Source organism: Labrys wisconsinensis, from assembly GCF_030814995.1.
Taxonomy (GTDB): domain Bacteria; phylum Pseudomonadota; class Alphaproteobacteria; order Rhizobiales; family Labraceae; genus Labrys; species Labrys wisconsinensis.
The window spans coordinates 44,853-71,332 of the sequence record NZ_JAUSVX010000027.1 but is presented as its reverse complement, the minus strand read 5'-3'; the positions used below and the strand labels follow the sequence as shown (position 1 = coordinate 71,332).

At 69.1% G+C, this 26,480-nt stretch carries 24 protein-coding genes; 20 read left to right on the top strand and 4 right to left on the bottom strand.

The genetic code is table 11. The annotated features are described in order from the left end of the window. Positions 1–4 precede the first annotated feature (4 nt). The 10 genes from QO011_RS39555 (at position 5) to QO011_RS39510 (ending at position 9,493) form a co-directional block, all read left to right on the top strand. Positions 5–331 (top strand): XdhC family protein, encoded by a 327-nt coding sequence (locus QO011_RS39555; protein ID WP_307285318.1) that lies wholly within the window; start codon positions 5–7, stop codon positions 329–331. After that, positions 332–1,033 carry an XdhC family protein gene (locus QO011_RS39550; protein WP_307285315.1) on the top strand — a complete coding sequence of 234 codons (702 nt, stop codon included), beginning with the start codon at positions 332–334 and terminating at the stop codon, positions 1,031–1,033. It abuts the gene before it with no gap. After that, positions 1,033–2,634, top strand: coding sequence for an NTP transferase domain-containing protein (locus tag QO011_RS39545; RefSeq protein WP_307285312.1), 1,602 nt, complete (start codon positions 1,033–1,035; stop codon positions 2,632–2,634). The genes QO011_RS39550 and QO011_RS39545 overlap by 1 nt, the downstream gene beginning before the upstream one ends. A 448-nt stretch (positions 2,635–3,082) precedes the next feature. After that, on the top strand, positions 3,083–4,006 hold the full coding sequence (locus tag QO011_RS39540) for a branched-chain amino acid ABC transporter permease (RefSeq protein WP_307285309.1): 924 nt from the start codon (positions 3,083–3,085) through the stop codon (positions 4,004–4,006). A gap of 2 nt (positions 4,007–4,008) precedes the next feature. Next, a complete protein-coding gene (livM, locus tag QO011_RS39535) occupies positions 4,009–5,553 on the top strand; it encodes a high-affinity branched-chain amino acid ABC transporter permease LivM (RefSeq protein WP_307285307.1) in 1,545 nt (514 codons plus the stop codon). Continuing rightward, the gene (locus tag QO011_RS39530) at positions 5,550–6,464 is read left to right on the top strand and encodes an ABC transporter ATP-binding protein (protein WP_307285304.1); all 915 of its coding nucleotides are present in this window, start codon (positions 5,550–5,552) and stop codon (positions 6,462–6,464) included. Before livM ends, QO011_RS39530 begins: the two co-directional genes overlap by 4 nt. Beyond that, on the top strand, positions 6,461–7,198 hold the full coding sequence (locus QO011_RS39525) for an ABC transporter ATP-binding protein (RefSeq protein WP_307285301.1): 738 nt from the start codon (positions 6,461–6,463) through the stop codon (positions 7,196–7,198). Before QO011_RS39530 ends, QO011_RS39525 begins: the two co-directional genes overlap by 4 nt. Next, entirely contained in the window at positions 7,198–7,545 is a 348-nt protein-coding gene (locus tag QO011_RS39520) for a DUF6867 family protein (protein WP_307285299.1), read from the top strand. Before QO011_RS39525 ends, QO011_RS39520 begins: the two co-directional genes overlap by 1 nt. Before the next feature lie 144 nt (positions 7,546–7,689). Continuing rightward, positions 7,690–8,805, top strand: a complete 1,116-nt coding sequence (locus QO011_RS39515) for a branched-chain amino acid ABC transporter substrate-binding protein (RefSeq protein WP_307285296.1) — start codon at positions 7,690–7,692, stop codon at positions 8,803–8,805. Positions 8,806–8,959: 154 nt separating this feature from the next. Continuing rightward, the gene (locus QO011_RS39510) at positions 8,960–9,493 is read left to right on the top strand and encodes a hypothetical protein (protein WP_307285293.1); all 534 of its coding nucleotides are present in this window, start codon (positions 8,960–8,962) and stop codon (positions 9,491–9,493) included. A gap of 85 nt (positions 9,494–9,578) precedes the next feature. On the opposite strand, the gene QO011_RS39505 is transcribed toward QO011_RS39510, so the two are convergent. Further along, a complete protein-coding gene (locus QO011_RS39505; RefSeq protein ID WP_307285289.1) occupies positions 9,579–10,676 on the bottom strand; it encodes an alpha/beta hydrolase family protein in 1,098 nt (365 codons plus the stop codon). A 174-nt stretch (positions 10,677–10,850) separates the two neighbouring features. Then, positions 10,851–11,582 carry a cytochrome c biogenesis CcdA family protein gene (locus QO011_RS39500; RefSeq protein WP_307285286.1) on the bottom strand — a complete coding sequence of 244 codons (732 nt, stop codon included), beginning with the start codon at positions 11,580–11,582 and terminating at the stop codon, positions 10,851–10,853. Between the two features lie 209 nt (positions 11,583–11,791). Here QO011_RS39500 and QO011_RS39495 point away from each other — a divergent pair, with 209 nt between their 5' ends. The 7 genes from QO011_RS39495 (at position 11,792) to QO011_RS39465 (ending at position 18,821) form a co-directional block, all read left to right on the top strand. Further along, positions 11,792–12,781 carry a P1 family peptidase gene (locus tag QO011_RS39495; protein WP_307285284.1) on the top strand — a complete coding sequence of 330 codons (990 nt, stop codon included), beginning with the start codon at positions 11,792–11,794 and terminating at the stop codon, positions 12,779–12,781. Positions 12,782–12,958: 177 nt separating this feature from the next. Beyond that, a complete protein-coding gene (gene rpe / locus QO011_RS39490; protein ID WP_307285283.1) occupies positions 12,959–13,636 on the top strand; it encodes a ribulose-phosphate 3-epimerase in 678 nt (225 codons plus the stop codon). Between the two features lie 68 nt (positions 13,637–13,704). After that, positions 13,705–14,451, top strand: coding sequence for a DUF2259 domain-containing protein (locus tag QO011_RS39485; RefSeq protein WP_307285280.1), 747 nt, complete (start codon positions 13,705–13,707; stop codon positions 14,449–14,451). Beyond that, complete coding sequence (locus tag QO011_RS39480) at positions 14,448–14,924, top strand: hypothetical protein (protein WP_307285278.1); 477 nt, start codon at positions 14,448–14,450, stop codon at positions 14,922–14,924. Before QO011_RS39485 ends, QO011_RS39480 begins: the two co-directional genes overlap by 4 nt. Positions 14,925–15,240: 316 nt before the next feature. Continuing rightward, positions 15,241–16,272 (top strand): sugar ABC transporter substrate-binding protein, encoded by a 1,032-nt coding sequence (locus tag QO011_RS39475; RefSeq protein ID WP_307285275.1) that lies wholly within the window; start codon positions 15,241–15,243, stop codon positions 16,270–16,272. Between the two features lie 3 nt (positions 16,273–16,275). Next, positions 16,276–17,823: a sugar ABC transporter ATP-binding protein gene (locus QO011_RS39470; RefSeq protein ID WP_307285272.1), complete on the top strand. Its 1,548-nt coding sequence runs from the start codon at positions 16,276–16,278 to the stop codon at positions 17,821–17,823. 5 nt (positions 17,824–17,828) lie between these two features. Continuing rightward, positions 17,829–18,821, top strand: a complete 993-nt coding sequence (locus tag QO011_RS39465; RefSeq protein WP_307285269.1) for an ABC transporter permease — start codon at positions 17,829–17,831, stop codon at positions 18,819–18,821. A gap of 278 nt (positions 18,822–19,099) precedes the next feature. Here QO011_RS39465 and QO011_RS39460 read toward each other — a convergent pair whose 3' ends face one another. Together QO011_RS39460 and QO011_RS39455 are read right to left on the bottom strand one after the other, a co-directional pair. Continuing rightward, the gene (locus QO011_RS39460; protein ID WP_307285266.1) at positions 19,100–20,458 is read right to left on the bottom strand and encodes an NAD(P)H-dependent oxidoreductase; all 1,359 of its coding nucleotides are present in this window, start codon (positions 20,456–20,458) and stop codon (positions 19,100–19,102) included. 340 nt (positions 20,459–20,798) lie between these two features. Further along, positions 20,799–21,710 carry a LysR substrate-binding domain-containing protein gene (locus QO011_RS39455; protein ID WP_307285263.1) on the bottom strand — a complete coding sequence of 304 codons (912 nt, stop codon included), beginning with the start codon at positions 21,708–21,710 and terminating at the stop codon, positions 20,799–20,801. A 421-nt stretch (positions 21,711–22,131) separates the two neighbouring features. On the opposite strand from QO011_RS39455, the gene QO011_RS39450 reads away from it, so the two are divergent. From QO011_RS39450 to purB, 3 genes are all read left to right on the top strand, one after another. Next, positions 22,132–23,160, top strand: a complete 1,029-nt coding sequence (locus tag QO011_RS39450) for a TRAP transporter substrate-binding protein (protein WP_307285260.1) — start codon at positions 22,132–22,134, stop codon at positions 23,158–23,160. After that, the gene (locus QO011_RS39445; RefSeq protein ID WP_307285257.1) at positions 23,157–25,022 is read left to right on the top strand and encodes a TRAP transporter large permease; all 1,866 of its coding nucleotides are present in this window, start codon (positions 23,157–23,159) and stop codon (positions 25,020–25,022) included. Before QO011_RS39450 ends, QO011_RS39445 begins: the two co-directional genes overlap by 4 nt. A 107-nt stretch (positions 25,023–25,129) precedes the next feature. Continuing rightward, positions 25,130–26,437 carry an adenylosuccinate lyase gene (gene purB / locus QO011_RS39440; RefSeq protein WP_307285253.1) on the top strand — a complete coding sequence of 436 codons (1,308 nt, stop codon included), beginning with the start codon at positions 25,130–25,132 and terminating at the stop codon, positions 26,435–26,437. The last annotated feature ends 43 nt before the right edge of the window (positions 26,438–26,480 follow it).

The window sequence follows — 26,480 nt, the reverse complement described above, 5'->3', positions numbered from 1 at the left end:
ACCCATGGACCTTGCATCCGATACCGACATCCTGGCCCGGGCCGAGGCCTGGCGCGAGGCCGGCAAGGGCGTCGCCATCGCCACCGTCGTGGAGACCTGGGGCTCGGCCCCGCGCCCCGTCGGCTCCAGCCTCGTCATCGACGAGGACGGCAATTTCCTCGGCTCGGTCTCGGGCGGCTGCGTCGAAGGCGCCGTCGTGACCGAGGCGGTCGACGTGATCGGCTCGGGCGAGCCCAGGATGCTGGAATTCGGCGTCGCCGACGAAACCGCCTGGCGGGTAGGCCTGTCCTGCGGCGGCACCATCCGCGTCTATGTCGAGAAGGTGGATTAGATGAAGCTCGCCACCCTCAAGGCCGTCAACGCCGCGCGCGCCGCGCGCCGGCCGATCGTGCTGGTCACCGATGTCGAGACCGGCGAGGAGCGGGTCGTGCACGAGGCGGCCGCCGGCGATCCCCTCGCCGCCGCGGTCGCCGAGCAGCTGCGCAAGGGCAAGTCCGCCATGGTGGCGCTGGACGGCCGGCGCTTCTTCCTCACCGTCCACGTGCCGCCGGTGAAGCTCGTCATGACCGGCGCCGTGCATATCAGCCAGGCGCTGGTGCCGCTCGCCCGGCTGCTCGGCCACGAGCCGATCGTCGTCGACCCCCGCACCGCCTTCGCCTCGCCCGAGCGCTTTCCCGACGTCACCCTGGTGGCGGAATGGCCCGACGTCGCCCTGCCCCCGCTCGGCGTCGACCGCTACACCGCCTTCATCGCCCTGACCCACGACCCGAAGATCGACGATCCGGCCCTGGCGCATGCCCTCAGCCGCGACTGCTTCTATATCGGGGCGCTCGGCTCGCGGAAGACCCATGCCCGGCGGCTCGAGCGGCTGAGGGCGGCCGGCTTCTCCGACGCGGCGCTGGCGCGCATCCACGCCCCGGTCGGCCTCGACATCGGCGCCATCAGCCCGGCGGAGATCGCCGTCTCGATCGTCGCCGAGATCACCGCGGCGCTGCGCCTGGAGAGCGGCGAGAAGCAGGCGCGGGCAGCCTGATGTTCTTTGGGCCGGTTCCCGTCGAGGATGCCCTGGAGGGCGTCGCGGTCCACTCGATCCGCAAGGGCGAGCTGGTGCTGCGCAAGGGCACGCGCATCGGTCCGGCCGAAGTCGCGGCGCTCAGGCGCGAGGGCGTCGCCGAGATCGTCGTGTCGCGGCTCGAGGCCGGCGACGTCACCGAGGACGAGGCCGCCGCCCGCATCGCCGCCCGCGTCGCCGACGGCGGCGTGCACGTCGAGGACGCCTTCACCGGCCGCGCCAACCTCTTCGCCGAGGTGGCGGGCGTGCTGGTCGTCGACCGTGCCCGCATCGACGCGCTCAACCGGGTGCACGAAGCCATCACGCTCGCCACCCTGCCCGCCTTCGTCGCGGTCGAGCCCGGCGAGATGATCGCCACCGTGAAGATCATCCCTTTCGCCGTCGACCGGCCGGTGCTGGACGACGCCCTCGCCGCCCTCGGCGCGCCCGTGCTGACGGTGGCGCCGTTCCGGCCGCTCGACGTCGCCGTGGTCTCGACGCTGCTGCCGGGCCTCAAGGACAGCGTGGTCGCCAAGACGCTGCGCACGCTCGAGGAGCGCCTGGCGCCGGCGGGTGCGCGGATCGTGGCGGAGACGCGCGTCGCCCACGAGACCGCCGCCCTGAGCGCGGGCCTGCGCGGCATCGGCACGGCCGACCTCACCATCGTCTTCGGCGCCTCCGCCATCGCCGACCGACGCGACGTGATCCCCGCGGCGCTGCTGGCGGCGGGCGGGCGCATCGAGCATTTCGGCATGCCGGTCGACCCGGGCAATCTCCTGCTCCTCGGCGAGCTCGACGGCAGGCCGGTGCTGGGCGCGCCGGGCTGCGCCCGCAGCCCGAAGGAGAACGGCTTCGACTGGGTGCTGCATCGCCTCCTGGCCGGCCTGCCGATCACGCGCCAGGACATTACCGGCCTCGGCGTCGGCGGCCTCCTGATGGAGATCGTCACGCGGCCGCAGCCCCGCGCCGGCACGGTGGAGGCGGAGATGCCGGCGGTCGCGGCCGTCGTCCTGGCCGCCGGCCGCTCGACCCGGATGGGCGGGCCGAACAAGCTCCTGCAGGAGGTCGGCGGGCGTCCGCTGGTGCGCATCGCGGTGGAGAACGCCCTCGCCTCGCGGGCGCGGCCCGTCATCGTCGTCACCGGCCACCAGGAGGAGGCGGTGCGTGCCGCCCTCGCCGGCCTCGACGTGCGCTTTGCCGCCAATCCCGATTACGCCGAGGGGATGTCGACCTCGGTGCGCACCGGCATCGCGGCCGTGCCGGCCGAAGCGGACGCGGCCGTCATCTGCCTCGGCGACATGCCGGGCGTCGACGCCGCGCTGATCGACCGGCTGATCGCCGCCTTCGAGCCGGCCAGAGGCGCGCTGGTGGCGCTGCCGAGCGTCGCCGGCCGGCGCGGCAACCCGGTGCTCTGGGCCCGGCGCTTCTTCGACGAGCTCAAGGCGTTGCAGGGCGATTCCGGCGCGCGCCAGATCCTGAAGGCGCATGCCGACGCGGTCGTCGAGATCGCCGTCGACGGCGAGGGGCCGGTCTTCGACGTCGACACGCCCGAGGCGCTGACCCTGGCGCGCACAATCGCGTGACCGCGCCGGCGGCCGCCGTGCGCCGGTCCGGACGATTTCGGGATGTCTATCCCGTATGCGCCGTTTTTCCCGCACATTCCGCCGGAACGACTTGGCAGGGCATGAATTGCGGGCCCTGGCACGGCGCGAACACTGCTAGCATGCAAGCCTTTTGCTTGAGCTTGGCCGAGAAATCGCAGGCCGGCATGTCATGAAAAGGCCCGCTGCGAAATCTTTGTGCGCCGAACCAGTGTTCGCCGCCCATTTTTCGAATGCATTGCCGTAAAAACCGTCTCAAATCGTTCTTTTGACAAGTGAACGCTGCCGCGCGATTGTCACATTCCAAACCCCTTGCTAAGAGGGGTTCGGGTCCGAACGACCGCTTTCCCCGCATCAAGAACCGTCCCGCGAAGGGACGCGGATGCGGGCATAAAACCGGCGGCGTTCACAAGGGGAAAGTCCGTCGACGATGCAAGTCGAAGTGTTCGTCCAGCAGCTCATCAATGGGCTGACTCTCGGGTCCATCTACGGACTCATCGCCATCGGATACACGATGGTCTTCGGCATCATCGGCATGGTCAACTTCGCCCACGGCGACGTGTTCATGCTGTCCGCGTTCATCGCGCTGATCGCCTTCCTGCTGCTCACCACCTGGCTCGGCATCGCCTCGGTGGCGCTGGCGCTCCTGGTGGTGCTGATCGTCGGCATGGCGGTCACCGGCCTGTGGAGCTGGACCATCGAGCGCGTGGCCTACCGGCCGCTGCGCGGCTCCTTCCGCCTGGCGCCGCTGATCTCCGCCATCGGCATGTCGATCTTCCTGTCCAACTTCGTCCAGGTGGCGCAGGGGCCGCGCAACAAGGCGATCCCGCCGATGTTCTCCCAGACCATCACCGTGATGCATTCGGAGACCTTCGACACGGTGATCTCCTACAAGCAGATCATCATCTTCCTGGTGACGGGGGTGCTGCTGGCGGGCTTCTGGTATCTCGTCACCAAGACGCCGCTCGGCCGGGCCCAGCGCGCCTGCGAGCAGGACCGCAAGATGGCGGCCCTGCTCGGCGTCGACGTCGACAAGACGATCTCCCTCACCTTCGTCATGGGCGCGGCCCTGGCGGCGGTGGCCGGCGTCCTCTACCTCACCTATTACGGGGTCGTGACTTTCTCCGACGGCTTCGTGCCCGGCGTGAAGGCCTTCACGGCGGCGGTGCTCGGCGGCATCGGCTCTCTGCCCGGTGCGGTGCTCGGCGGCATCCTCATCGGCCTGGTCGAGACCATGTGGTCGGCCTATTTCTCCATCGACTACAAGGACGTCGCCGCCTTCTCCATTCTCGCCATCACGCTGATCTTCCTGCCGCAGGGCCTCCTCGGCAAACCCGAAGTCGAGAAGGTCTGATCATGAGCAGGGAAGGTGTGATCAAGACGCTGGACGATCAACCCGTCGCCGGCGCGGCTGCGGACGTCTACGGTGCCCTCAGGCGGGCCGGCATTGCCGGCCTCCTGGCCCTCGGCCTGTTCCTGCCGACCGTGGGCCTCGTCACGGTCCAGGACATCTCCAACAAGCTGATCCTGACCACGAGTATTCCACTGCTGCTCTGGCTGGTGTTCGTCGTGATGTTCGGGCGCTTCGTGCTGTCCTTCATCGGCGATCGGCGCTGGTGGCTGATTTCGCTGGCCGGCATCGCGGTGGCGCTCTACGGCGCCTTCGAGGTGCTCAACGCCGACGATCAGGTCTCGCTGAAGGCCCGCACCGCGCTGGTCGCCATCGGCGTGATCATCGCCGTGGCCGCTGATTTCTTCACGGAGCGGCGCAAGGCCATCGCCCGCGATTTCGGCGCCGGCATCGGCGCGGTGCTGCGGCAACCGGCCACCGGCTATGTCCTGCTCGGCGCCGTCATCGCCTATCCCCTGGTGATGCTGGCGATCCACGGCCCCGGCGGCTCGATCAAATGGATCGACAATTACGGCATCCAGATCCTGATCTACATCATGCTGGGCTGGGGCCTGAACATCGTGGTCGGCCTCGCAGGCCTGCTCGATCTCGGCTATGTCGCCTTCTACGCGGTCGGTGCCTATTCCTATGGCCTGCTGTCCACCCAGTTCGGCCTGTCCTTCTGGATCCTGCTGCCGCTCTCGGGCATCCTGGCCGCCTTCTGGGGCGTGATCCTCGGCTTCCCCGTGCTGCGCCTGCGCGGCGACTATCTCGCCATCGTCACCCTCGCCTTCGGCGAGATCGTCCGGCTGGTGCTGATCAACTGGAAGGACTTCTCCAACGGCTACGAGGGCATCTCGGGCATCCCGCGGCCGACCTTCTTCGGCCTGCCCTTCAACGCATCCGACAGCGGCTTCGCCGCCTTCTTCGGCCTGCCCTTCTCACCGATCTATCGCACCATCTTCCTGTTCTACCTGATCCTGGCCATGGCGCTGGTCACCGCGGCGGTGACGCTGCGGTTGCGCCGCCTGCCGATCGGCCGGGCCTGGGAAGCCCTGCGCGAGGACGAGATCGCCTGCCGGTCGCTGGGCATCAACACCACCAAGACCAAGCTCACGGCCTTTGCCATCGGCGCCATGTTCGGTGGCTTCGCCGGCGCCTTCTTCGCGGCGCGGCAGGGCTTCATCTCGCCGGAGAGCTTCGTCTTCACCGAATCGGCGACGATCCTGGCCATCGTCGTTCTCGGCGGTTCCGGAAGCCTGGTCGGCGTCGTCATCGCCGCCTTCGTCCTGCAAGGCGGCTTCGAGTTCCTGCGTGAGCTCGATTTCCTCAAGCAGATCTTCGGCGCCGACTTCGACCCCACCAAGTATCGTGCGTTGCTGTTCGGCGCCGGCATGGTGGTGATGATGCTGTGGAAACCCCGCGGCCTGATCTCGCACCGCACGCCGACGGCCTTCCTGAAGGAACGAAAAACCGTGTCCGCCGACCTCGTGAAGGAGGGCCACGGATGAGCGCCCGCTGGATCGACGACCCCATCCTCAAGGTCGACCACCTCACCATGCGCTTCGGCGGCCTCATCGCCGTCAACGACCTCGTCTTCCAGGTCGGCCGCGGCGACATCACCGCCCTGATCGGCCCGAACGGCGCCGGCAAGACCACGGTGTTCAACTGCATCACCGGCTTCTACAAGCCGACAGAGGGCCGCATCGCCCTGCGCCACGGCGACCCTTCGGTCTGGGGCGGGCTCGAGGCGCTGACGACCCGGACCGGCCGCGCCAGCCCGCCCGGCTCCGACCGGCTCTTCCTGCTGGAGCGCATGCCGGACTTCCTAGTGTCGCAGAAGGCGCGGGTGGCGCGCACCTTCCAGAACATCCGCCTGTTCTCCGGCATGACCGTGCTGGAGAACCTCCTGGTCGCCCAGCACAATCCGCTGCTGAAGGCCTCGGGCTTTTCCATCCTCGGTATCTTCGGCCTGCCGATCTATACCAGCGCGGAAAGGGCGGCGATCGAGCGGGCCAAGTACTGGCTCGACAAGATCGACCTGATCCACCGCGCCGACGACGCGGCCGGCGACCTGCCCTATGGCGACCAGCGCCGCCTGGAGATCGCCCGCGCCATGTGCACCGAGCCGGTGCTGCTCTGCCTCGACGAGCCGGCTGCCGGCCTCAACCCGCGCGAAAGCGGTGAGCTCAACCGGCTGCTGCGCAGCATCCGGACCGAGCACGAGACTTCGGTCCTCCTGATCGAGCACGACATGTCGGTGGTGATGGAGATCTCCGACCATGTCGTGGTGCTCGACTACGGCACCAAGATCTCGGACGGCACCCCCGACGAGGTGCGCAACGACCCCAAGGTCATTGCCGCCTATCTCGGTGTCGACGACGAGGAGGTGGAGAAGGTCGAGGCGGAGGTCGGACTATGAGCGAGGCACTCCGCACGCCCCTTCTGTCGGTCAGAGGCGTCGAGACCTATTACGGCAACATCATCGCGCTCAAGGGCGTCGACATCGACGTCCACGAGGGCGAGATCGTCACGCTGATCGGGGCGAACGGCGCCGGCAAGTCGACGCTGATGATGACCATCTTCGGCTCGCCGCGCGCCCGCAACGGCCAGATCCACTACGAGGGCCGCGACATCACCCGCCTGGCGACGCATGAGATCGCGCGCCTGCGCATCGCCCAGTCGCCCGAGGGCCGGCGCATCTTCCCGCGCATGACGGTGATGGAGAATCTCCAGATGGGCGCCGCCATCGACGGCTACGCCCATTTCGAGGAGGACCTCGCCGCGATGTTCACCCTGTTCCCCCGCCTCAAGGAGCGGGTGGCCCAGCGTGGCGGCACCCTGTCCGGCGGCGAGCAGCAGATGCTGGCCATCGCCCGGGCGCTGATGAGCCGGCCGCGGCTGCTGATGCTGGACGAGCCCTCGCTCGGCCTCGCCCCGCTGATCGTCCGGCAGATCTTCGATGCGATCCGCGAGCTCAACCGCAGCCAGAAGCTCACCGTCTTCCTGGTCGAGCAGAACGCCTTCCACGCGCTGAAGCTCGCCCATCGCGGCTATGTCCTGGTCAACGGGGTCGTCACCATGTCGGGCAGCGGGCAGGAATTGCTGGCGCGCCCCGAGGTGCGGGCGGCCTATCTCGAGGGCGGGAGGCACTGATGCAGGGCATCATCTACGAGGAGCCCTCCGCCTGGCTGTTCCTGCTCGTCACCGTGATCCTCGGCGGCGCCGGAGCCTGGATGACCGGCCGCGCCTGCGCCCAGACCTGGCGGCCCTACTACATCCTGGCGGTCTATCTCGTCATCCTCGCCGCCGCGGTGCGCTTCATCCACATGGCCCTGTTCCAGGGCACGCTCCTGTCCCCGCACTATTTCCTGGTCGACCTCGTCGTCGTCCAGGCCATCGGCGCCATCGGCTACCGCTACACCCGCGTCAAGCAGATGGTGTCGAAATACACGTGGCTGTTCGAGCCGGCGGGACCCTTTGCCTGGCGCTCGAAGCGCTGACGGCAAGGTTAGGCAACATCAGACGAATTTCATGAATCCGGATGACAATGACGCCAAACTGAGCAGAATGAACGGCTAGGCGTGATTGCTTCCGCCAGACCCGGCGCCGTTTCCGCGGTTCCGGTTACCATCAGGGAGAACCACATGAAAAAACTTTGGTTGACCAGCGCCGTGCTGGTTGCCGGCCTCGCCCTCGGCGGCGTGGCCCATGCCGAGATCAAGGTCGGCGTGGCCGGCCCGATCACCGGCCCGAACGCGGCTTTCGGCGCCCAGCTCAAGAACGGCACCGAGCAGGCGGTGGAAGACATCAACGCCGCCGGCGGCATCAACGGCGAGAAGATCGTGCTGGAGACCGGCGACGACGTCTCCGATCCCAAGCAGGGCGTCTCGGTCGCCAACAAGTTCGTCGGCGACGGCGTGACCCTGGTGGTGGGCCACTTCAACTCGGGCGTCACAATCCCGGCCTCCGAAGTCTATGCCGAGAACGGCATCCTGTTCATCACCCCCTCGGCCACCAACCCGAAGGTGACGGAACGTGGGCTGTGGGACGCCTTCCGCACCTGCGGCCGCGACGACCAGCAGGGCAAGCTCTGGGCCGACTATGCCAAGGCGAATTTCGCCGGCAAGAAGATCGCCATCGCCCATGACAAGACCACCTACGGTCAGGGCCTGGCCGACGCCGCCAAGGGCTTCATGAATGCCGACGGCATCAAGGAAGTGCTGTACGAGGGCGTCAACACCGGCGAGAAGGACTATTCGGCCCTGGTCTCCAAGATCAAGGCGTCGGGCGCCGACATCCTGATGTGGGGCGGCCTGCACACGGAGGGCGGTCTGATCGTGCGCCAGATGCGCGACCAGGGCCTCAAGACCGTGATGATGTCCGGCGACGGCATCACCTCCGACGAGTTCGCCACCATCGGCGGCGACGGCGTCATCGGCACGCTGATGTCCTTCGGCCCCGATCCGCGCAAGAACCCGGCCGCGGCTGACGTCGTCGCCAAGTTCAAGGCCAAGAACTTCGAGCCGGAAGGCTATACGCTCTATTCCTACGCCGCCATGCAGATCTTCGCCCAGGCAGCGGCGGAAGCCAAGTCCTCCGACCCCAAGAAGCTCGCCGACGTCATGCATTCGGGCAAGGTCTTCAAGACCGTGATCGGCGACATCTCCTACGACAAGAAGGGTGACCGCACCACCGTCGACTACGTCATGTACACCTGGAAGAAGGGTGACGACGGCAAGATCACCTACTTCCAGAACTGATCGGCGATCTCTTCCCGACGAGGCCCGCCCCGGCAACGGGGCGGGCTTTTCTTATGGGCTGGCGGGCGAGGCGCGCCGTCTCGATCCGATGGCAATCCCGGAGGGGCATATGCCGCCTCGAAGACGTCCATTCATCTTCGCATGCCTCCTCCTGATGAGCACGCCGATCCAGGCCAAGGTCCCGAACCGGGACTATCCCGGCTGGACGATCAGCTCAGCAACGTCCGGATCCCCGGGATCGGAGACGGATCTGATTTTCGCATGCCGAGGAGAAGGCTGCGCTGCCAATACGCTCCAATGCACCCTCTTCCGTCGGCGGGCTCCGACGGACAGCGCGCTCGACGTCGACGCCCTGACCGATCCGCTTCGTTTCCCTCTGGGACAATTGAGTCTCTGGCAGGCTGCCAGCGTCATGAACGAGCGCCGGGACCTCTTCTCGCAGGTGGAAGTCGAGGCTCATAGTCCGCCGCTCGCCCTCTCTCTGCGAGAAATGGAGGGCCGGAAGTTCGCCTGGTCGCAAGTCGAGATCGTGGCGGGCAAGACCGTGATTGGCGTCCAGTTGGCCCTGTGGCTGGACCGTCAGTCCTTGCAGGGACTTCGCTGCTCGCATCGGGAAGGCGGAGCGGAGAACGCGTTGGACGCCCGCGTTCTCGATTTTCTGAGGATGGTGCTGATCGAACGTCGATGATCGAGCGCGCCGCTGCCGATGCGGCTTGCGAAGCCTGCGGCGGGGCAGCGCCCGGACGACCGCGGCGGCTTTTCCCTATCGGGCGTCAGAAGCTCGAGCGGAAGGCTGCCGCAACCCTCTGCGCAAGCGCGTCATGGATCTGCCCGCGACCGCGCCCGCCCAGGGGATCATCACAGATCGCTTCCTCGCCGTCCGAGCGCAGGATGTCGGCCGCGCCGGGCTTGCACAAGGGAAAGGCGCTGAACTGCGTCGCGTCCGGCATCGCGTCGTAGCGGGCCTGCCGGATCGAGCGGGTCAGTCCTTGAGCGTCGAGACCGGGCCAGAGGGCCTCCGGCCTGCCCAGATTGACGAGGCTGACCGGGATGGAGATGTTTTCGAGGCTTGCCCGGGTGAAGTCGCGACTGAACTCGGGATCGACGACGACGATCGCCCGGATGCGCGCATCGGCATTCGGGCGGCCGAGCCGTTCCGCATCGATGGTGCGCAGATCCAGGCCGGCTTTCCGGAATCTCCCGCAGTCGACACCAACGCCGCCTGCGTCACAGGAAGCCTGGACGCTCGCCGCATCCAGACGCCCTCCGGCAAGAGAAAGCGCCGCGGTGCCTCCGATCTGGTAGCCGAGCACGCCGATCCGATCGGGATCGATATGCCTTGAAAGATCGGCGTTTCCCAGAATGGCCGTGAGCGCCGCCGAGATGTCGGCGGGGCGCAGCCAGATTTCGGGCAACGTCTGCGCTTCGGTCAGATGTCTCGGATCGGGTTGACGCAGCATCGCAACCACGAAGCCCTTCGCCGCCAGGCGCGACGCCATCCAGGCGCCGATGTTCGGGCCGGACCGCAGCCCGCCCTGCGACAACACCACGAGGGGCCGGCACCCTTCGCGGATCGCGCTGTCCGCCAGGGCCGGAGTGCCCTGGAACAGGGGACTATCGTCACCGACGACGACGCGCCGACCGGACGATCCCGTCGGATACCAGAGCGTGGCGTCGATGACGCCGCCGCGCTCCGGCGCCGCCACCGCGAGAGGACGCGCACCGACGGAATACGTCTCCGCAGCCGGACTATCCCGGCCGCCCGGCTGCAGCGCGGACACATGGCATGGCCGTGCGGCCTCCCCCGCGCGGGCGGAGGACCAGCCGATCAGGGCAGAAAGAATGAGAACAGGAATCAGGACCTTGGGCATCGACCACCATCGCGTGCAGGGAAAGGAGGCCCTGTCCTGGAGGTGATTTCCTCTCGCGGCGCCCTCCTTCGTGATCGAGGACGTCCTCTTTCGCGATCGAGGACGGCGAGCGGCCCTCGCTGCCGCGGCTGAGCGGCTTCCCCAGCCTTTCGCGGAAGACGGCGCCGCCTCGCCCTACCCCACCAGCCCGAGCGCCGGGAACGTCTCCAGCAGCCAGTAGGACAGGTTGGTCGTCGCCCCGGTGAGGAAGGCGATGCCGGCGAGGACGAGCACCCCGCCCATCACCTTCTCCACCGTGCCGAGATGGGCGCGGAAGCGCTTGAGGAAGCGCACGAACGGACCCATGGCGAAGGCGGCGGCGAGGAACGGCACGCCGAGCCCGGCCGAATAGAGCGCAAGCAGGAAAGCCCCCTGCCCCACGCTCTGCTCCCGGCCGGCCACCGCCAGGACCGTGGCCAGGACCGGCCCGATGCAGGGGGTCCAGCCGAAGGCGAAGGCCAGGCCCATCGCATAGGCGCTCCACAGGCCGGTGGAGGTCGGCCCCTGGAACCGGGCCTCGCGATAGAGGAAGCCGATGCGGAACAGGCCGAGGAAATGCAGGCCCATGACGATGATGGCGATGCCGGCGATCGTGCCGAGCAGGTCGAGGTGCTGGCGCACGAGTTGGCCGAACACCGAGGCCGTGGCGCCCAGGATCACGAACACCGTGGCGAAGCCCGCGACGAACAGCGCCGCCACCAGGATGGCGCGGCGGCGCACGCCGGCATCGACACTGTCCGCGGCGAGCCGGTCGAGGGTCGTGCCGGTGAGATAGGTCAGATAGGGCGGGACCAGCGGCAGCACGCAGGGCGACAGGAAGGAGGCGAGGCCGGCAAGGAAGACGGCGGGAAGCGTGATGTCGGCCATGATCGATCCAGGGGAACGCCGCCGGGCTGCTTAGCGCGCCCGCGTCCCCGCTCCAAGCGTTTCAGCCGCGGCATCATCATCTCGTGATCGGCCGTGATGGGCGACGCCCGCAGCATCCGGCCTGTCCCGGAGCCGTGCCGGCCCGTCTTGACGACCAACCGGCCATGGTGCCCTTCTGGCCTGCGGCGCCGCACCGCAGGAGGCAGGACATGCGCAACCTCATCACCGACGTCAGCGGCGTCCGCGTCGGCCAGGCCGAGGACCTCGCCCTCGGCTCCGGCGTCACCGCCATCGTGTTCGACAGGCCGGCCGTCGCGTCCGTCGACGTGCGCGGCGGCGCGCCCGGCACCCGGGAGACCGATCTGCTCCAGCCCGAACGCCTGGTGGAGGCGGTCGATGCCATCGTGCTCTCGGGCGGCTCGGCCTTCGGCCTCGACGCGGCAGCCGGGGCGATGGCCTGCCTGGCCGAGGCGGGACGGGGTTTCGCCGTCGGCCCGATGCGGGTGCCGATCGTGCCGGCCGCCATCCTGTTCGATCTCCTCAACGGCGGCGACAAGGCCTGGGGCCGCTATCCCCCCTATCGCGACCTCGGCTTCGAGGCGACGCGGGCGGCCGGCGCCGATTTTGCGCTGGGCACGGCCGGTGCCGGCACGGGCGCCACCACGGCGACATGGAAGGGCGGTCTCGGCTCCGCCTCGGCCCGGGCCGGGGGCTTCACCGTGGGCGCGATCGTCGCCGTGAACGCCCTGGGAAGCGCGACGGTGGCCGACGGCCCGCATTTCTGGGCCGCGCCGTGGGAGCAGGCGGACGAATTCGGCGGCCTCGGCCTGCCGCAGCCCTTCCCGGCTGACGCGCACAGGCCGCAGACCAAGTCGCGCCGGCTGGAAAACACCACCATCGCCCTGGTGGCGACAGACGCGGTGCTGACCAAGGCGCAGGCCCGGCACCTCGCGGTCATGGCCCAGGACGGCCTGGCGCGGGCCCTCCACCCCGTGCACACCCCGCTCGACGGCGACACGGTGTTCGCGGCCGCCACCGGGCATCGGCCGCTCGCCGATCCCGTGCACGACATGATCGCCATCGGCAGCGCCGCTGCCGCAACGCTGGCGCGCGCCTGTGCTCGGGCCGTGCACGAGGCGCGGCCCCTGCCACAGCCGGGCAGCCAGCCGGCCTGGCGCGACCGCTTCGTCGGCGGCTGACGGTCCGCCGCGGGGATGCCGGCTTCCGCCGCCGCCGCCCGCGTGCTAGAGCAAAGCGCGTTTGGACGGAAACGCTGCTTTGCTCTAACTCTTTGTTTCGACGCGTCTTTGCGATGCTTGGCGATTCCGCCAAATCGCAAGGCGCTTTAGCTCCTGCCGTGTCACCGGATCCCCGCCATGCCCCGTCCCCTGATCATCGCGCCGTCCGTCCTCTCCGCCGACTATGCCCGGCTGGGCGAAGAGGTGCGCGCCCTCGAGGCGGCCGGCGCGGACTGGATCCATTTCGACGTCATGGACGGGCATTTCGTGCCGAACCTGAGCTTCGGCGCCGGCGTGGCGGCGGCGCTGCGTCCGCATTGCCGCACCCATCTCGACGCCCACCTGATGATCGCGCCGGCCGACCCCTACCTGGAGGGTTTCGCCAAGGCCGGCGCCGACACCATCACCGTCCATGCCGAGGCCGGGCCGCACCTGCACCGCTCGCTGCAGGCGATCCGGGCGCTGGGCAAGCGTGCGGGCGTTGCCCTCAACCCGGGCACGCCGGAAAGCGCCATCGCCTATGTGCTCGACCTCGTCGACCTCGTCCTGGTGATGAGCGTCAATCCGGGCTTCGGCGGCCAGGCCTTCATCCCGGCGATCCTGCCGAAGATCGCTGCGGTGCGGACCATGCTCGGCGGGCGGCCGGTCGACATCGAGGTCGACGGCGGCATCGCTCCCGACACGGCGCCGCAGGTGGTGGCCGCCGGCGCCAACGTGCTGGTGGCGGGATCGGCCGTGTTCCGGGGTGGTCCATCGGCCTATGCCGCCAATATCGCGGCGATCCGTGCGGCCGCGCAGTCCGTCCTCACCGTCTGAACGGCAGCCGCCTGCGCCGTTGGCGCTTTGGCAAGGTCTGCCGCGTAGCATGCGGCCGTCGAGGTCGAATGATGCGCCGGCGCCTGTTCCTCCCCCTGCTTTCCCTGGCGCTCGCCACGGCGCCGGGCTGGGCGCGGGAGCCGACCAGGCTGGCCGTGCTCGGCTTCTCCGAGGACGGCTCGGCCTTCGCCTTCGAGCAGTTCGGCTGGCTCAACGGCGCCAGCGCGCCCTATTCCGAGCTGACCATTTTCGCCACCGCCACGGGCCGGCCCGTGGGCGGCTCGCCCTTCGCCGCCTCGATCGTCGACGGCGACGCGCCGCAGGCGCGCGCCCGCTCCATGGTCTATACCGCGGCGAGCCGCGCCCTGGCGCAGTTCCAAGTCGGCGCGCCCGGCACCGTCGCGGCCCGGGCCTCCGGCGATCCCAACGATCCCGCGGCTGCGCAGGTCGGCTTCGAGGCGCCGGGCCTCGGACCGCTCACCCTCAGGCTGGACATCGCGTCGGTCCAGGCGGCCGGCTGCGAGGCGACCGGCGCCAAGGTCAAGGCGCTCGCGATCCGGCTGCTCGATGGCAAGGGCACGGTCCTGCGCACGCTCTACAAGGAGAAGAACCCGCCGCCGGACCGACAATGCCCGACGGGCTATGCGGTGACGGAGGTGCGGCTCCTGCCGCGCACCGGCAAGCCGCCGGTGCTGGCGGTGATCGTCGGCATGGAGCGTCCGGCGCACGGCGGCGCCGAGCGGCGCTATCTCGGCTTTACCGCCGACCTCGCCCTGCCGGCCGCGGCCGAGGCGGCGGACGCGGGCCGGGAATGAGGCTGGCGTCCCTGCCCTTCGCCCCGGCCTTCGGCCTCGGCTACGGCGCGCTGCTGGGCGCCGCTCTGGTGCTGCGCACCGTCGAGATCGAGCAGGCCCTCACCGCCCGCGCCTGGTGCGCCCTCGCGGTGCTGGTCGCCGGCGCCGTCCTCGCCGGCGCGATCGCCGCCTGGATCGGCCGCCGCCTCGCGCGGGCCTGGCCGGCGGCGCTGCGCTTCGTCGTCATGGCGCCGGGCCTCGCCGGCGGCACGCTCTTCCTCGCCGGCGGCCTCTACAGCCTGCTGATCCGCGACATCCTCGGCCAGTTCGAGCTCGACGACCTCGCCTATGGCGGCGGCATCGTCGACTTCGTCTTCACCCACGGATCGGCCGCCTATCTCATGCTGCTCGGCGGCTGGACGCTGCTGTTTCCCTGGCCGCTGGCCGCCGCCGGCACGCTCGCCGCGGCCCTGTTCGCCGTGCGGCGCGGCTGAGCCCTCCGCACGCGTCCCGCGCCCCGGCACACCGATGTTTAGCGTGACTTCACGGTTGCGAACAAAATCTGAATTGTACTTCACAAACTCTCCCCATAGGCTCCCTCTCCGACAAGGCTTCGTCCGCAAGCGAAGCGCTCCGCCGCAAGGCCGCGGTCCGACCCGATACGGGCTCGCCGGGGCGAACGGCCGGGAATGACGTGGCGGCCGGGCTTCGTCAGGACATCGTTCGGGCGCGCCACCCATCGGCCGGAACCGGCGTCGCAGCAGAAACACGCAGCCAGAAGCGTGACGCACACCATCGGAGGAGACGGACATGAACACCACCCGAAGCAGGCTCGCGATGACGACGGCCGCGCTCGTCGTCATGGCTTCCGCCGCCCATGCGGCGGACAGCTGCGCCGCCTATCCCACGGGCACGGCCGAAAGCATCGACTCCTCCGCCGTGGAGGCCAAGTTCGGCGCGGTGCCGGCGCCGAAGCGGGACCTGCGCTTCGCCTATGTCACCAAGACGCTGATCAACGAATTCTGGCAGGGCGTCGCAGCCGGCGTGCAGTCCGAAGCCGGCAAATATAACATCAAGGTCGATATTCAGGCGGCGAAGGACGAGTCCTCGCTGGTCGACCAGCTCAACCTGGCGCAGACCGTCCTGTCCCAGAAGCCCGACGCCCTGCTGCTGTCGCCGCAGTCGGACACCAATCTCGCGCCGGTGGTCGAATCCGCCAAGGCGCTCAACATTCCGACGATCGTCATCGACGACGCCCGGACCGAAGGCGCGAGCACCTATGTCGGCACGGACCAGGTCGCCATCGGCTCCAAGGCGGCGGACTTCCTGCATTCGCTCTATCCCGGCGGCGGCGAGGTCGCCCAGATCGAGGGGCAGGCCGGCTCGCCCAACGCGCGCAAGCGCATCCAGGGCTTCACCGAGACGCTCAAGAAGTATCCCGACCTCAAGCTCGTCGCCAGCCAGCCGGGCGACTGGGACCGGCTGACCGCGCTCAATGCCACCAGCAACATCCTCCGGCAGAACCCGAAGCTCGTCGGCGTCTATGCCAACAATGACGGCATGGCCCTCGGCGTGTTCGAGGCCGTGGCCAACGCCAAGCTGGAGAAGCAGGTCGCGGTCGTCGGCACCGACGGCATCAGCGAGGCCAAGAAATCCGTGTCCAACGGCGAGATGCGCGCGACGGTGGCGGAGTTCCCCTTCGACGAGGGCGTCCTGTCCGTGCAGATGGCGCTGCGCCTCCTCGCCTGCCAGCCGATCCCGCCCTGGATCGTCTCGCCCCAGGCGGTGATCTCGGCCGAGAATGTCGGCCGGTTCCCCAACCCGCCCGCCTTCCAGAACTGACGCGTGGCCGGCTCCTCGCCACAGGCCGCCGTCTGCGCCGAGCAGACGGCGCCGCCCGCCATCCTGAGGATGGAGCGGATCGTCAAGAGCTTCGCCGGCGTCCAGGCGCTGAAGGGCGTCGACCTCGACGTGCGAGCCGGCGAGGTGCACGCGCTCCTCGGCGAGAACGGGGCGGGCAAGTCCACCCTGATGCGGATCCTGTTCGGCGCCATGCAGCCGACCAGCGGCCGCATCGTCCTCGAGGGCATCGGCCCCGTCGTCGTCTCCGGCCCGCGCCACGCCTTGGCGATGGGCATCGGCCTGGTCAGCCAGGAGCTCAGCCTGGTCCCGCAGATCGAGGTCGCCGGCAACATCTTCCTCGGCCAGGCCACGGGCCTCGCGCTGCTCGGCCGGCCAAAGCTGCGCCGCGAGGCCGCGAAGATCCTCGCCGGCATCGCGCCGCACCTCTCCCCGAGCGCGCGCGTCTCCTCCCTGAGCATGGCGGAGCGCCAGGTCGTCGAGATCGCGCGGACCCTGGCACGCGGCGGGCGCATCATCGCCTTCGACGAGCCGACATCGAGCCTGACGCCGGCCGAGCGCGACGGGCTCTTCGCCACGATCCGCCGCCTGAAGAGCCAGGGCAAGGGCGTCATCTACATCTCGCACCGCATGCCGGAGATCCATGAGATCGCCGATCGCATCACCGTCCTTCGCGACGGCAGCGTCGTGGCCTGCGGGACGCCGCGCGACTTCGACGCCGACGAGCTGAACAGCCTCATCGCCGGGCGCCAGCTCGCCCGGGCGCTGCAGCGCACCGATCGGCCGCGCCCGGCCGGGACGATGACGACGCCGTATCTGCGCGCCTCCCGCCTGTCGACGGAGAAGCTGCACTCGGTCGACCTGACGCTGCACAAAGGCGAGATCTTCGGCTTGGCCGGCCTGGTCGGCTCCGGGCGGACCGAGCTCGTCCGCGCCCTGTTCGGTGCCGATCCCCTCCGCGGCGGCTCGATCGCGATCGGCGGCCGGACGGTGGCCTTGCGCGGCCCGGCCGACGCGATCGCCGCCGGAATCGCCCTGATCCCCGAGGATCGCCGCGGCCACGCCCTCGTGCCGATGATGGACGTGGAGCGCAATATCGGGCTGGCGAGCTATGGCCGGCTGTCCCGGTTCGGCCTGATCATGGGCGCCGCGCGGCGGGCCGTGGTCGACCGCTTCATCCGCGAGCTGTCGATCCGGCCCGGACGGGCGGCGACGGCGGTGCGGCTGCTCTCCGGCGGCAACCAGCAGAAGGTCGTCATCGCCCGCTGGCTGGCGCGCGGCGCCGACGTGTTCCTGTTCGACGAGCCGACGCGCGGCATCGACGTCGGCGCCAAGACCGAGATCCATGCGCTGCTTCGGAGCCTGGCGGAACGGGGCGCGAGCGTGCTGGTCGTCTCCTCCGAGATTCCGGAGCTCCTGATGCTGTGCGACCGGATCGGGGTGATGCGCGACGGCCGCCTGATCCGGATCATCGAGACCGACGACACCGTGACCGAGGCCTCGCTCGTCAGAGCCGCCTCGGGAGAGGATTGACGCCCATGACGTCCGACACTGCTCCCCGCACGACCGCCGTCCCCGCGCCGCCGGCGGGCACCGGCGCGGCCGGCCGAGGCCTCGACCGGGTGCGCAAGGCGAGCGTCGCCGTCGGCTGCGTGCTGCTCTTCGCCGTTTTCGCCGCGCTGTCGAGCAGCTTCTACCAGCCTTCGAACCTGGTGGAGATCCTGCTGCAATCGTCGATCAACGCGATCGTCGCCGTCGGCATGACCCTGGTTGTCATGACCAAGGGCATCGACCTCTCGGTCGGCTCGATCGTCGGCCTGAGCAGCATGGTGATGGCGAGCCTGGTCGGCCACGGCATCGTGCTCGCGGTCGCGGCCGGCATCGCGGTCGGCATCGGCTGCGGCCTGTTCAACGGCGTGCTGATCGCCAAGCTGAAGCTGCCGGATTTCATCGTCACGCTCGGCACGATGAGCGTCTATCGCGGCTTTGCGCTGATCTACACCAACGGCCAGCCGATCTACGGCATCGACCGGGGCTTTCGCGCCGTCTTCGCCGGCGAGGTCGCGGGCGTGCCGACGCCGGTGCTGATCGCGCTCGCGGTGGCGCTCGTCGCCTTCCTGATGGTGCGCTTCACCGCCCTTGGCGAGCATATCGTCGCCGTCGGCGGCAACGAGGAAGCGGCACGCCTCTCCGGCATCAATGTCGACCGGGTCAAGATCTGCGTCTACGCCATGTCGGGCGGCCTCTCCGCCCTCGCCGGCTTCATCCTCGTCGCCCGCATCGGCGCGGCCGAGCCGATCGGCGGCAGCGGCTTCGAGCTGCAGGCGATCGGCGCCGCGGTGATCGGCGGCGCCAGCCTGTTCGGCGGCGAAGGCAACCCCCTGGGCTCCCTGGTCGGGGCCATCACGCTCGGCGCGATGCGCAACGGCCTGACGCTGCTCAACGTCCCCTCGTTCTGGCAATTCGTGGCGACGGGCGCCGTGGTCATCCTGGCCGTGTTCGCCGACCAGGTCACGCGCAGGAAGCGCTGAAGATCGGCTTGAGAATTACTGAATCAATGTAGAGCGCGGAACCCCTCTCCCAGCTAGGTGAGGGGCTAGACTTTGCAGAAAGGGGCGGAATTCTCGGCGCCCTATTGCTTGTCCAGTACTTCATCAGTCAGTCGTTTAGACCCTCACCCCTACCCCTCTCCCAGTCGGGAGAGGGGGTGCCCGCGTCTTATCCGTAGCATTTATTCGTACACGCTTCCTAAGCGCAGCCCCGGGGCGAGGCAAGGAGGCGCCGGCTGCGCCTCCCGCCCACCGGCCCGTCAGGCCGCCTCGGCGACACCCGGCCCGGCGCTCCGCTCCATCTCCTGCCGCAGCGCGACGACATCGAGGTCGTGCTCGAGCTCGACGTCGTCGACGCAGACGATGCTGTCCTTGGCGACCGGCCGCTTCAGCCTGACATTGTGGGCGAGGCCGATCGGCAGGCCGCCCGCGGCCAGGCTCCTCGCTGCCGGGATGGCCTTGGCCCAGACGGCATAGCCGCCCTCCCCGTCGAGCATCTCGCCCGCCTTCAGGTCGCGCTTGGCGGTGGCCACGGCATCGCCGCGGAATTCACGGGACGAGCCGGTCGGCTCGCCGCGCAGCACGGCGGAGAGGACGCTGATGCTGGTCTCCAGCCCGATCATGTGGAAGGGCCGCCACATCGACCCATACCAGCCGGACGGGTCGGTGAGCAGCCCATACTGCTTGAAGCAGGCGCGGGCATACTCGTTCGGCGCCTTGAAGGTCACGAACACGCCGTAGCGGATGTTGTTGACCACCTCGCGGCCGTCCGGCTCCTGGCTGGCGGCGATATCGACGAGCCCGCTGCGCGCCAGCCGCCCGCCATCGGCGGCCGGGCGGAACACGCGGGCGAGGTCATGCAGGCCGGTGGGCGGAAAGGCGAGCCCGTCATCCGGGCAATCCAGCCCGGTGCCGTTGGCCACCGCCGCCATCTCGATCGCCGCCTTGGTGCCGTCGGTGAAGGAATTGTACATCTTCGGATTGAAGTCGCCCTTGGCGACCTCTTCCTCGGACCAGCCGAAGAAGCCCCACACCGTGTCCGGCGTTGAATAGCGGTAGCGCGGCTCGAAATTCATGCCCTTGCCGGCCGAGGTCAGCTCGAAGCCGCAGGCGCGGACCCAGTCCACCAGCTCGCAGATGATGGCCGGCTGGTCGCCATAGGCCATGCTGTAGACGAGGTTCTTCGCCCGGGCCCGCGCCGCCAGCAGCGGCCCGCACAGCACGTCCGCCTCGACATTGACCATGACGACGTGCTTGCCGCCCTCGATGGCGGCGAGGGCGTGGCGGACGCCGGCGATCGGATGGCCGGTCGCTTCGATGATGCACTCGATCTCGTCGCAGGCGGCCAGGGCGCCGGCATCGTCGAGCACACAGGTCATGCCGGTCTTCACCGCCTCGCCCAGCGTGCGCGCGGCATAGCGCTCGGCCGGCCAGCCGACCCTGTCCAGGGAGGCGCGCGCCTTGCCGACATTGAGATCGGCGACGCCGACGACGTGCAGCCCTTCGATGCGCTGGGCCTGCGCCAGCACCATCGAGCCGAATTTGCCGGCACCGATCAGGCCGACGCGGACAGGCCGCCCCGCGGATGCGCGGGCCGACAAGAGGCTCGAGAGGTTCATGGTCTATCCTTCCCACCAGGTTCGAGACGGACGCCGCCGAAGGACGGCATGGGGTCCGCAAGGGGCTTCGAGTCGCGAGGGCGGTATCGGGGCAGCGGAGGCGAGCTTCGCTCGCTCGGGATGGCAGCAGTCCATCCCGCCGGGCCCGGCGGCGGACCGCCATCCGTCCCCGGCAAGGGGCGCGACATGGCCTGAACGTTTCCCCGATCCGGCCTGACGGCCGGCCATTGGTCTGCAGGGCGGCGGCAGTCCGCTTCCTCCCTCGTTGCAAAACCCTAGGAGGCTAATCTGCTTAGAACAATTCAGAATTCTGCGGCGATCGCGTAGATTTGCTAAACAGTCAGGCCGCGCCTGCCTCGGACGCGGCCAACCGCTGCCACGCCTCGCGCTCGGCCCTCAGCCAATCCAGGAACAGGCGCACCTTGCGCTGGCGCAGCTGGTCGAACGGGCAGACGATCCACTGCGTGGTGACGCTGATGCGCGGCGGGTCGCGCACCGGGCAGACCAGCCTGCCCTCCTGCAACTCCCGCCACATCATCAGCGTGCTTTCGAGCGCCAGGCCGATGCCGTCCGCGGCGGCGTCGATGGCCATGTGGCTGCGGTCGAACAACACCCGGCGCCACTGCGTCGCCGGGGTCACGCCCGTCAGCGAGAACCAATGGGTCCATTGCACCTGCGACTTGACCGAATGGATCAGGCGGTGGCGCGGTATCTCGGCCGGCGTCAGGCTGCCGGCGGCGCAATGGCTCGGGGAGGACACCGGCAGGAACCGCTCTTCCGCCAGGCCCTCGATGAACACGCCCGGCCATCGCCCCTCGCCGTGCCGGATCTCGACATCGACCGCCTCGCGGCTGAAATCGGTCGGCTCGTTGGTGCCGTCGAGCCGGACCTCGATGTCGGGATAGGCGTCGAGGAAGGACTTCAGCCGCGGCAGCAGCCATTTGCTGGACAGGGTCGGCGTGGCGCGGACGGTCAGCACCGTGATCGAACGGAATCCGCGGATGCGCTGGGTCGCCTCCCCGATATGCTCGATCTCCTCGTCGATCATGGCGAAGTAGCGCTCGCCCGCTTCGGTCAGCACGACGCCGCGGCCGACCTTGGCGATCAGGGACGTGCCGAGATGCACCTCGAGCGACTGGATCTGCTGGCTGACGGCCGAGGGCGTGACGCTCAAATCCGCCGCCGCCTTCGAGACACTGCCGGCCCGGGCGACGGCATGAAAGACGCTGATGGCGCGCAGGGGAAGGTACATGGCCTCACCGTTTAGGGCTGCTACATATTTGGGGAAGATAACTGAATTGTCCTTCACCAACAGAGCCAATATCGTCTCCGGCAAAGCTCAGGAGCGGCAGCCAAGACCGCGGCGGAGGCCATGACCGGCCTTCGGAAGGAAACGCATCCGCTGCGCCGAGCCGCGGAGCCCGTGTTCGAGGAGATGCCCTTGTCAGATCCGTCATCCCGGCCGGCGACGCGGCCTGCCCGGCCCACCGTTTCCGTCAGCCGCCGATCGAACCGCCCTCGCTCTCGCCGGCGCGCCTGAGATCATCCTCGCCCGACCATCCATCGCTCCGTCTCGCCGGCCGCGGCCTCGCTGCCGGCCCTGGCCGCCGTCGACCAAGGCCGGCCCGTGCGATGGGCGATCCAGCAGACATTCGACCCATGGGAGGACAATCATGATCAAGATCAACCCGCCTGGCGGCCTGTCCCGGCGCGCCGTGCTGGCGTCCGCCGCCGCGATTCCGCTGTTCGCCATCCGGACGCGGCCGGCCGAGGCGGCCGAGTTCACCTACAAGCTCGCCACCGGCCAATCGCTGGCCCAGCCGATCAATGCCCGCCTCGAACAGGCCGTCGGCCGCATCCGCGAGGCCAGCGGCGGCCGGCTGGAGATCCGCTTCTTCCCCGCGAGCCAGCTCGGCTCCGACACGGACCTGCTCACCCAGGTCCGGACCGGCGGCATCGAGTTCCTGAACATCTCCGGATCGGTGCTGTCGACCGTCGTCCCCGGCGCGGCGATCACCAATGTCGGCTTCGCTTTCGCCGGCTATGACCAGGTCTGGCCCGCCATGGACGGCGATCTCGGCAAGACCGTCAGGACGCAGATCGAGAAGACCGGCATCATCGCCGTCTCCAAGGCCGCCGACAACAGCTTCCGGCAGATCACCTCCGCCGCCCGGCCGGTCAAGACACCCGCGGATCTGCAAGGCTACCATATCCGCGTGCCGGTCTCGCCGATCTTCACCTCGCTGTTCAAGGCGCTCGGCGCCAGCCCGACCTCGATCAACTTCAACGAGCTCTACACCGCCCTCCAGACCCATCTGGTCGACGGGCAGGAGAACGGCCTCGTCGCCATCGACGCCGGCAAGCTCTACGAAGTGCAGAAATACGTGTCCGAGACCAACCATATCTGGGACCCGTTCTGGCTCCTGGGCAACCGCCGGGCTTTCGCCAACCTGCCGGACGATCTCAAGGCCATCGTCCAGCGTGAGTTCGACCGCGCCAGCCTGGAGCAGCGGGCGGATGTCGCCAGCCTGAACGCCTCGCTGAAGGAGAAGCTGACCGGCAAGGGGCTCGTCTTCGCGGAGGCGGACCGCCCGGCCTTCCGCGACGCCCTGGCCAAGGCCGGCTTCTACGACGAATGGCGCGGCAAGTTCGGCGCCGAGGTCTGGGCGTCGCTCGAAACCGTGGTCGGGAAGCTGTCATGACGGCCGTGGCATACACCCCGCAGACGTCGGGCGCCGGCGCTCGGGAGTGGCCGGTCGAGCGCTGGCTGCGCTGGATCGTCGAGATCCCCGCAGCGATCGTCGTCGTCGCCGAGGTGGTGATCCTGTTCGTCGGGATCATCGCCCGGGCGGTGTTCCGCAGCCCGATCATCTGGTCGGACGAGCTCGCATCCGTGCTCTTCCTCTGGCTGGCCATGCTCGGCAGCGCCCTGGCGGTCCAGCGCGCCAGCCATATGCGCCTGACCTTCTTCGTCTCGAAGCTGCCGCCCCGGGCCCAGGTCTGGGCCGGGACGCTGGCCGCCGGCGCCGTGGCGGTGTTCCTGGCGATCGTGCTCCACCCTGCCCTCGACTATGTGCAGGACCAGTCCTATGTCGAGACGCCGGCGCTCGGCTGGTCCGGGTCGGTGCGGGCCCTGGCCATCCCCGTCGGCTGTGTCCTCGCCTTCCTCAGCTGCTGCCTCAGATTGCTTCGGCACGACCCGCGCGACCTCGTCGGCGTCCTTCTGGCGACGCTGGCGATCGCCGGCCTCGCCTATGCCTGCGCACCGGCCTTGACCGCCATGGGCCAGGCCTCCCTGCTGGTCTTCTTCGTCGGCTTCCTCGGCCTTGGCGTGATGGCGGGCATCCCGATCGCCTTCGCCTTTTCCCTGGCGACGGCCGCCTATCTCCTGACGACGACCTCCACCCCGCTGACCGTGGTCGTCGGCCGCATGGACGAGGGCATGAGCAGCCTGATCCTGCTCGCCGTGCCGCTGTTCGTCCTGCTGGGCCAGCTCGTCGACGCCACGGGCATGGCCCGGGTGATGGTCGCCTTCCTCGCCTCGCTCCTGGGGCATGTGCGGGCCGGCATGTCCTACGTGCTGCTCGGCGCCATGCTGCTGGTCTCCGGCATTTCCGGCTCCAAGACCGCCGACATGGCGGCGGTGGCGCCGGTGCTCTTTCCCGAGATGCGCAAGCGCGGCATGAAGGACGGTGAGCTCGTCTCGCTGCTCGCCGCCTCCGGGGCGATGAGCGAGACCATCCCGCCCTCGATCGTGCTGATCGCCATCGCCTCTGTCACCGGCGTGTCGATCGCCGCCCTGTTCACCGCCGGCATCCTTCCGGCCCTGGTCCTGGCGCTGGTGCTGGCGCTCGTCGCCCGCTGGCGGGCCGGCCGCGAGGACGATGCGGCCCCGGTCGCGCGGGCTCCCTTCGCCCTGGTCCGCCGCACCTTTCTCATCGCGCTGCCGGCCCTGCTCCTGCCTTTCGTCATCCGCAGCGCCGTCGTGGAGGGCGTGGCCACGGCAACCGAGGTCTCCACCATCGGCATCGCTTACTCTCTGGTCGTTGGCCTGCTGATCTACCGCGGCGGCCTGCGCTGGTCCGCGGTCCTGCCGATGTTGACGCAGACCGCTTCCCTCTCCGGCGCCATCCTGTTCATCGTCGGCGCGGCGAGCGCCATGGGGTGGGCGCTCACCCAGTCCGGCTTTTCGCACGACCTCGCCGCCACCATGGCCGCCGTGCCGGGCGGAGCGACCGGCTTCCTCCTGATCTCGATCGCCGCCTTCATCGTGCTGGGCAGCGTCCTTGAAGGCATTCCGGCCATCGTGCTGTTCGGCCCGCTGCTGTTTCCGATCGCCGCCCAGCTCGGCATCCACGAGGTCCACTATGCCATGGTGGTGATCCTGGCCATGGGCCTCGGCCTGTTCGCGCCGCCGTTCGGGCTCTGCTACTACGCGGCCTGCATCATCGGGCAGGTCCCGCCCGAGGCGGGGCTGCGCCGGATCTGGGTCTATCTCGGCATGCTGCTGCTCGGCCTTATCGGCATCACCTTCGTGCCGTGGATCTCGATCGGGTTCCTGTAGCCCCGAGGCGGAAATTCGTCCCCAAACGCAATGCTTGCCGCGGCATTCCAGGCTGGCCTCGGCAAGGTCCCTCTGTTACGACGCGCTCGTAACAGAAGGCTTTGTCCATGATCCCCCGCTACAGCCGGCCGAAGATGACGGCCATCTGGGAGCCGCAGACGCGCTTCCGCATCTGGTTCGAGATCGAGGCGCACGCCACCGACGCCCTCGCCGAGCTGGGCGTGGTGCCGAAGGAGGCGGCCGAGGCGGTGTGGGCCAAGGGGAAGGACGCGACCTTCGACGTCGAGCGCATCGACGAGATCGAGCGGGAGGTGAAGCACGACGTCATCGCCTTCCTCACCCATGTCTCCGAGATCGTCGGGCCGCAGGCGCGCTTCCTGCACCAGGGCATGACCTCGTCCGACGTGCTCGACACCTGCTTCGCGGTGCAGCTGGCGCGCGCCGCCGACATCCTGATCGAGGACGTCGACGCGCTGCTCGCCGCGCTTGAGCGTCGGGCTTTCGAGCACAAGCTGACGCCGACCATCGGCCGCAGCCACGGCATCCATGCCGAGCCCGTGACCTTCGGGCTGAAGCTGGCCCAGGCCTATGCCGAGTTCGCGCGCAACCGCGAGCGGCTGGTCGCCGCGAGGAAGGAGATCGCCACCTCAGCCATCTCCGGCGCCGTCGGCACCTTCGCCAACATCGATCCGCGGGTGGAAGAATACGTCGCCGCCAAGATGGGCCTCACGGTCGAGCCGGTCTCGACCCAGGTGATCCCGCGCGACCGCCACGCCATGTTCTTCGCCACGCTCGGCGTCGTCGCCTCCTCGATCGAGCGGCTGGCCACCGAGATCCGGCACCTGCAGCGCACCGAGGTGCTGGAGGCCGAGGAGTTCTTCTCCGCCGGCCAGAAGGGCTCGTCGGCCATGCCGCACAAGCGCAACCCGGTGCTGACGGAGAACCTCACCGGCCTTGCCCGCATGGTGCGCGCCTTCGCCATGCCGGCCATGGAGAACGTGGCGCTCTGGCACGAGCGCGACATCTCCCATTCCTCGGTCGAGCGGATGATCGGCCCGGACGCCACGGTGACGCTGGACTTCGCCCTGGCGCGCCTCGCCGGGGTGATCGACAAGCTCCTGATCTACCCCGAAAACATGCGCCGCAACCTCGACCGGCTCGGCGGGCTGCACAATTCGCAGCGCGTGCTGCTGGCGCTGACCCAGGCCGGCATGAGCCGCGAGGACAGCTACCGCCTGGTCCAGCGCAACGCCATGAAGGTCTGGCGCGGCGAGGGCGACTTCCTCGCCTTCCTCGAGGCCGACCCGGAAGTCTCCGCCAAGCTCCCGGCCGCCGAGCTGGAGGCGATGTTCGACGAAGGCTACCATTTCAAGCACGTCGACACGATCTTCCGCCGCGTCTTCGGCCGCGCCTGACCATCCAGCCGCCGGCCCGGGCCTGCTCCGGACCGGCCGAGAC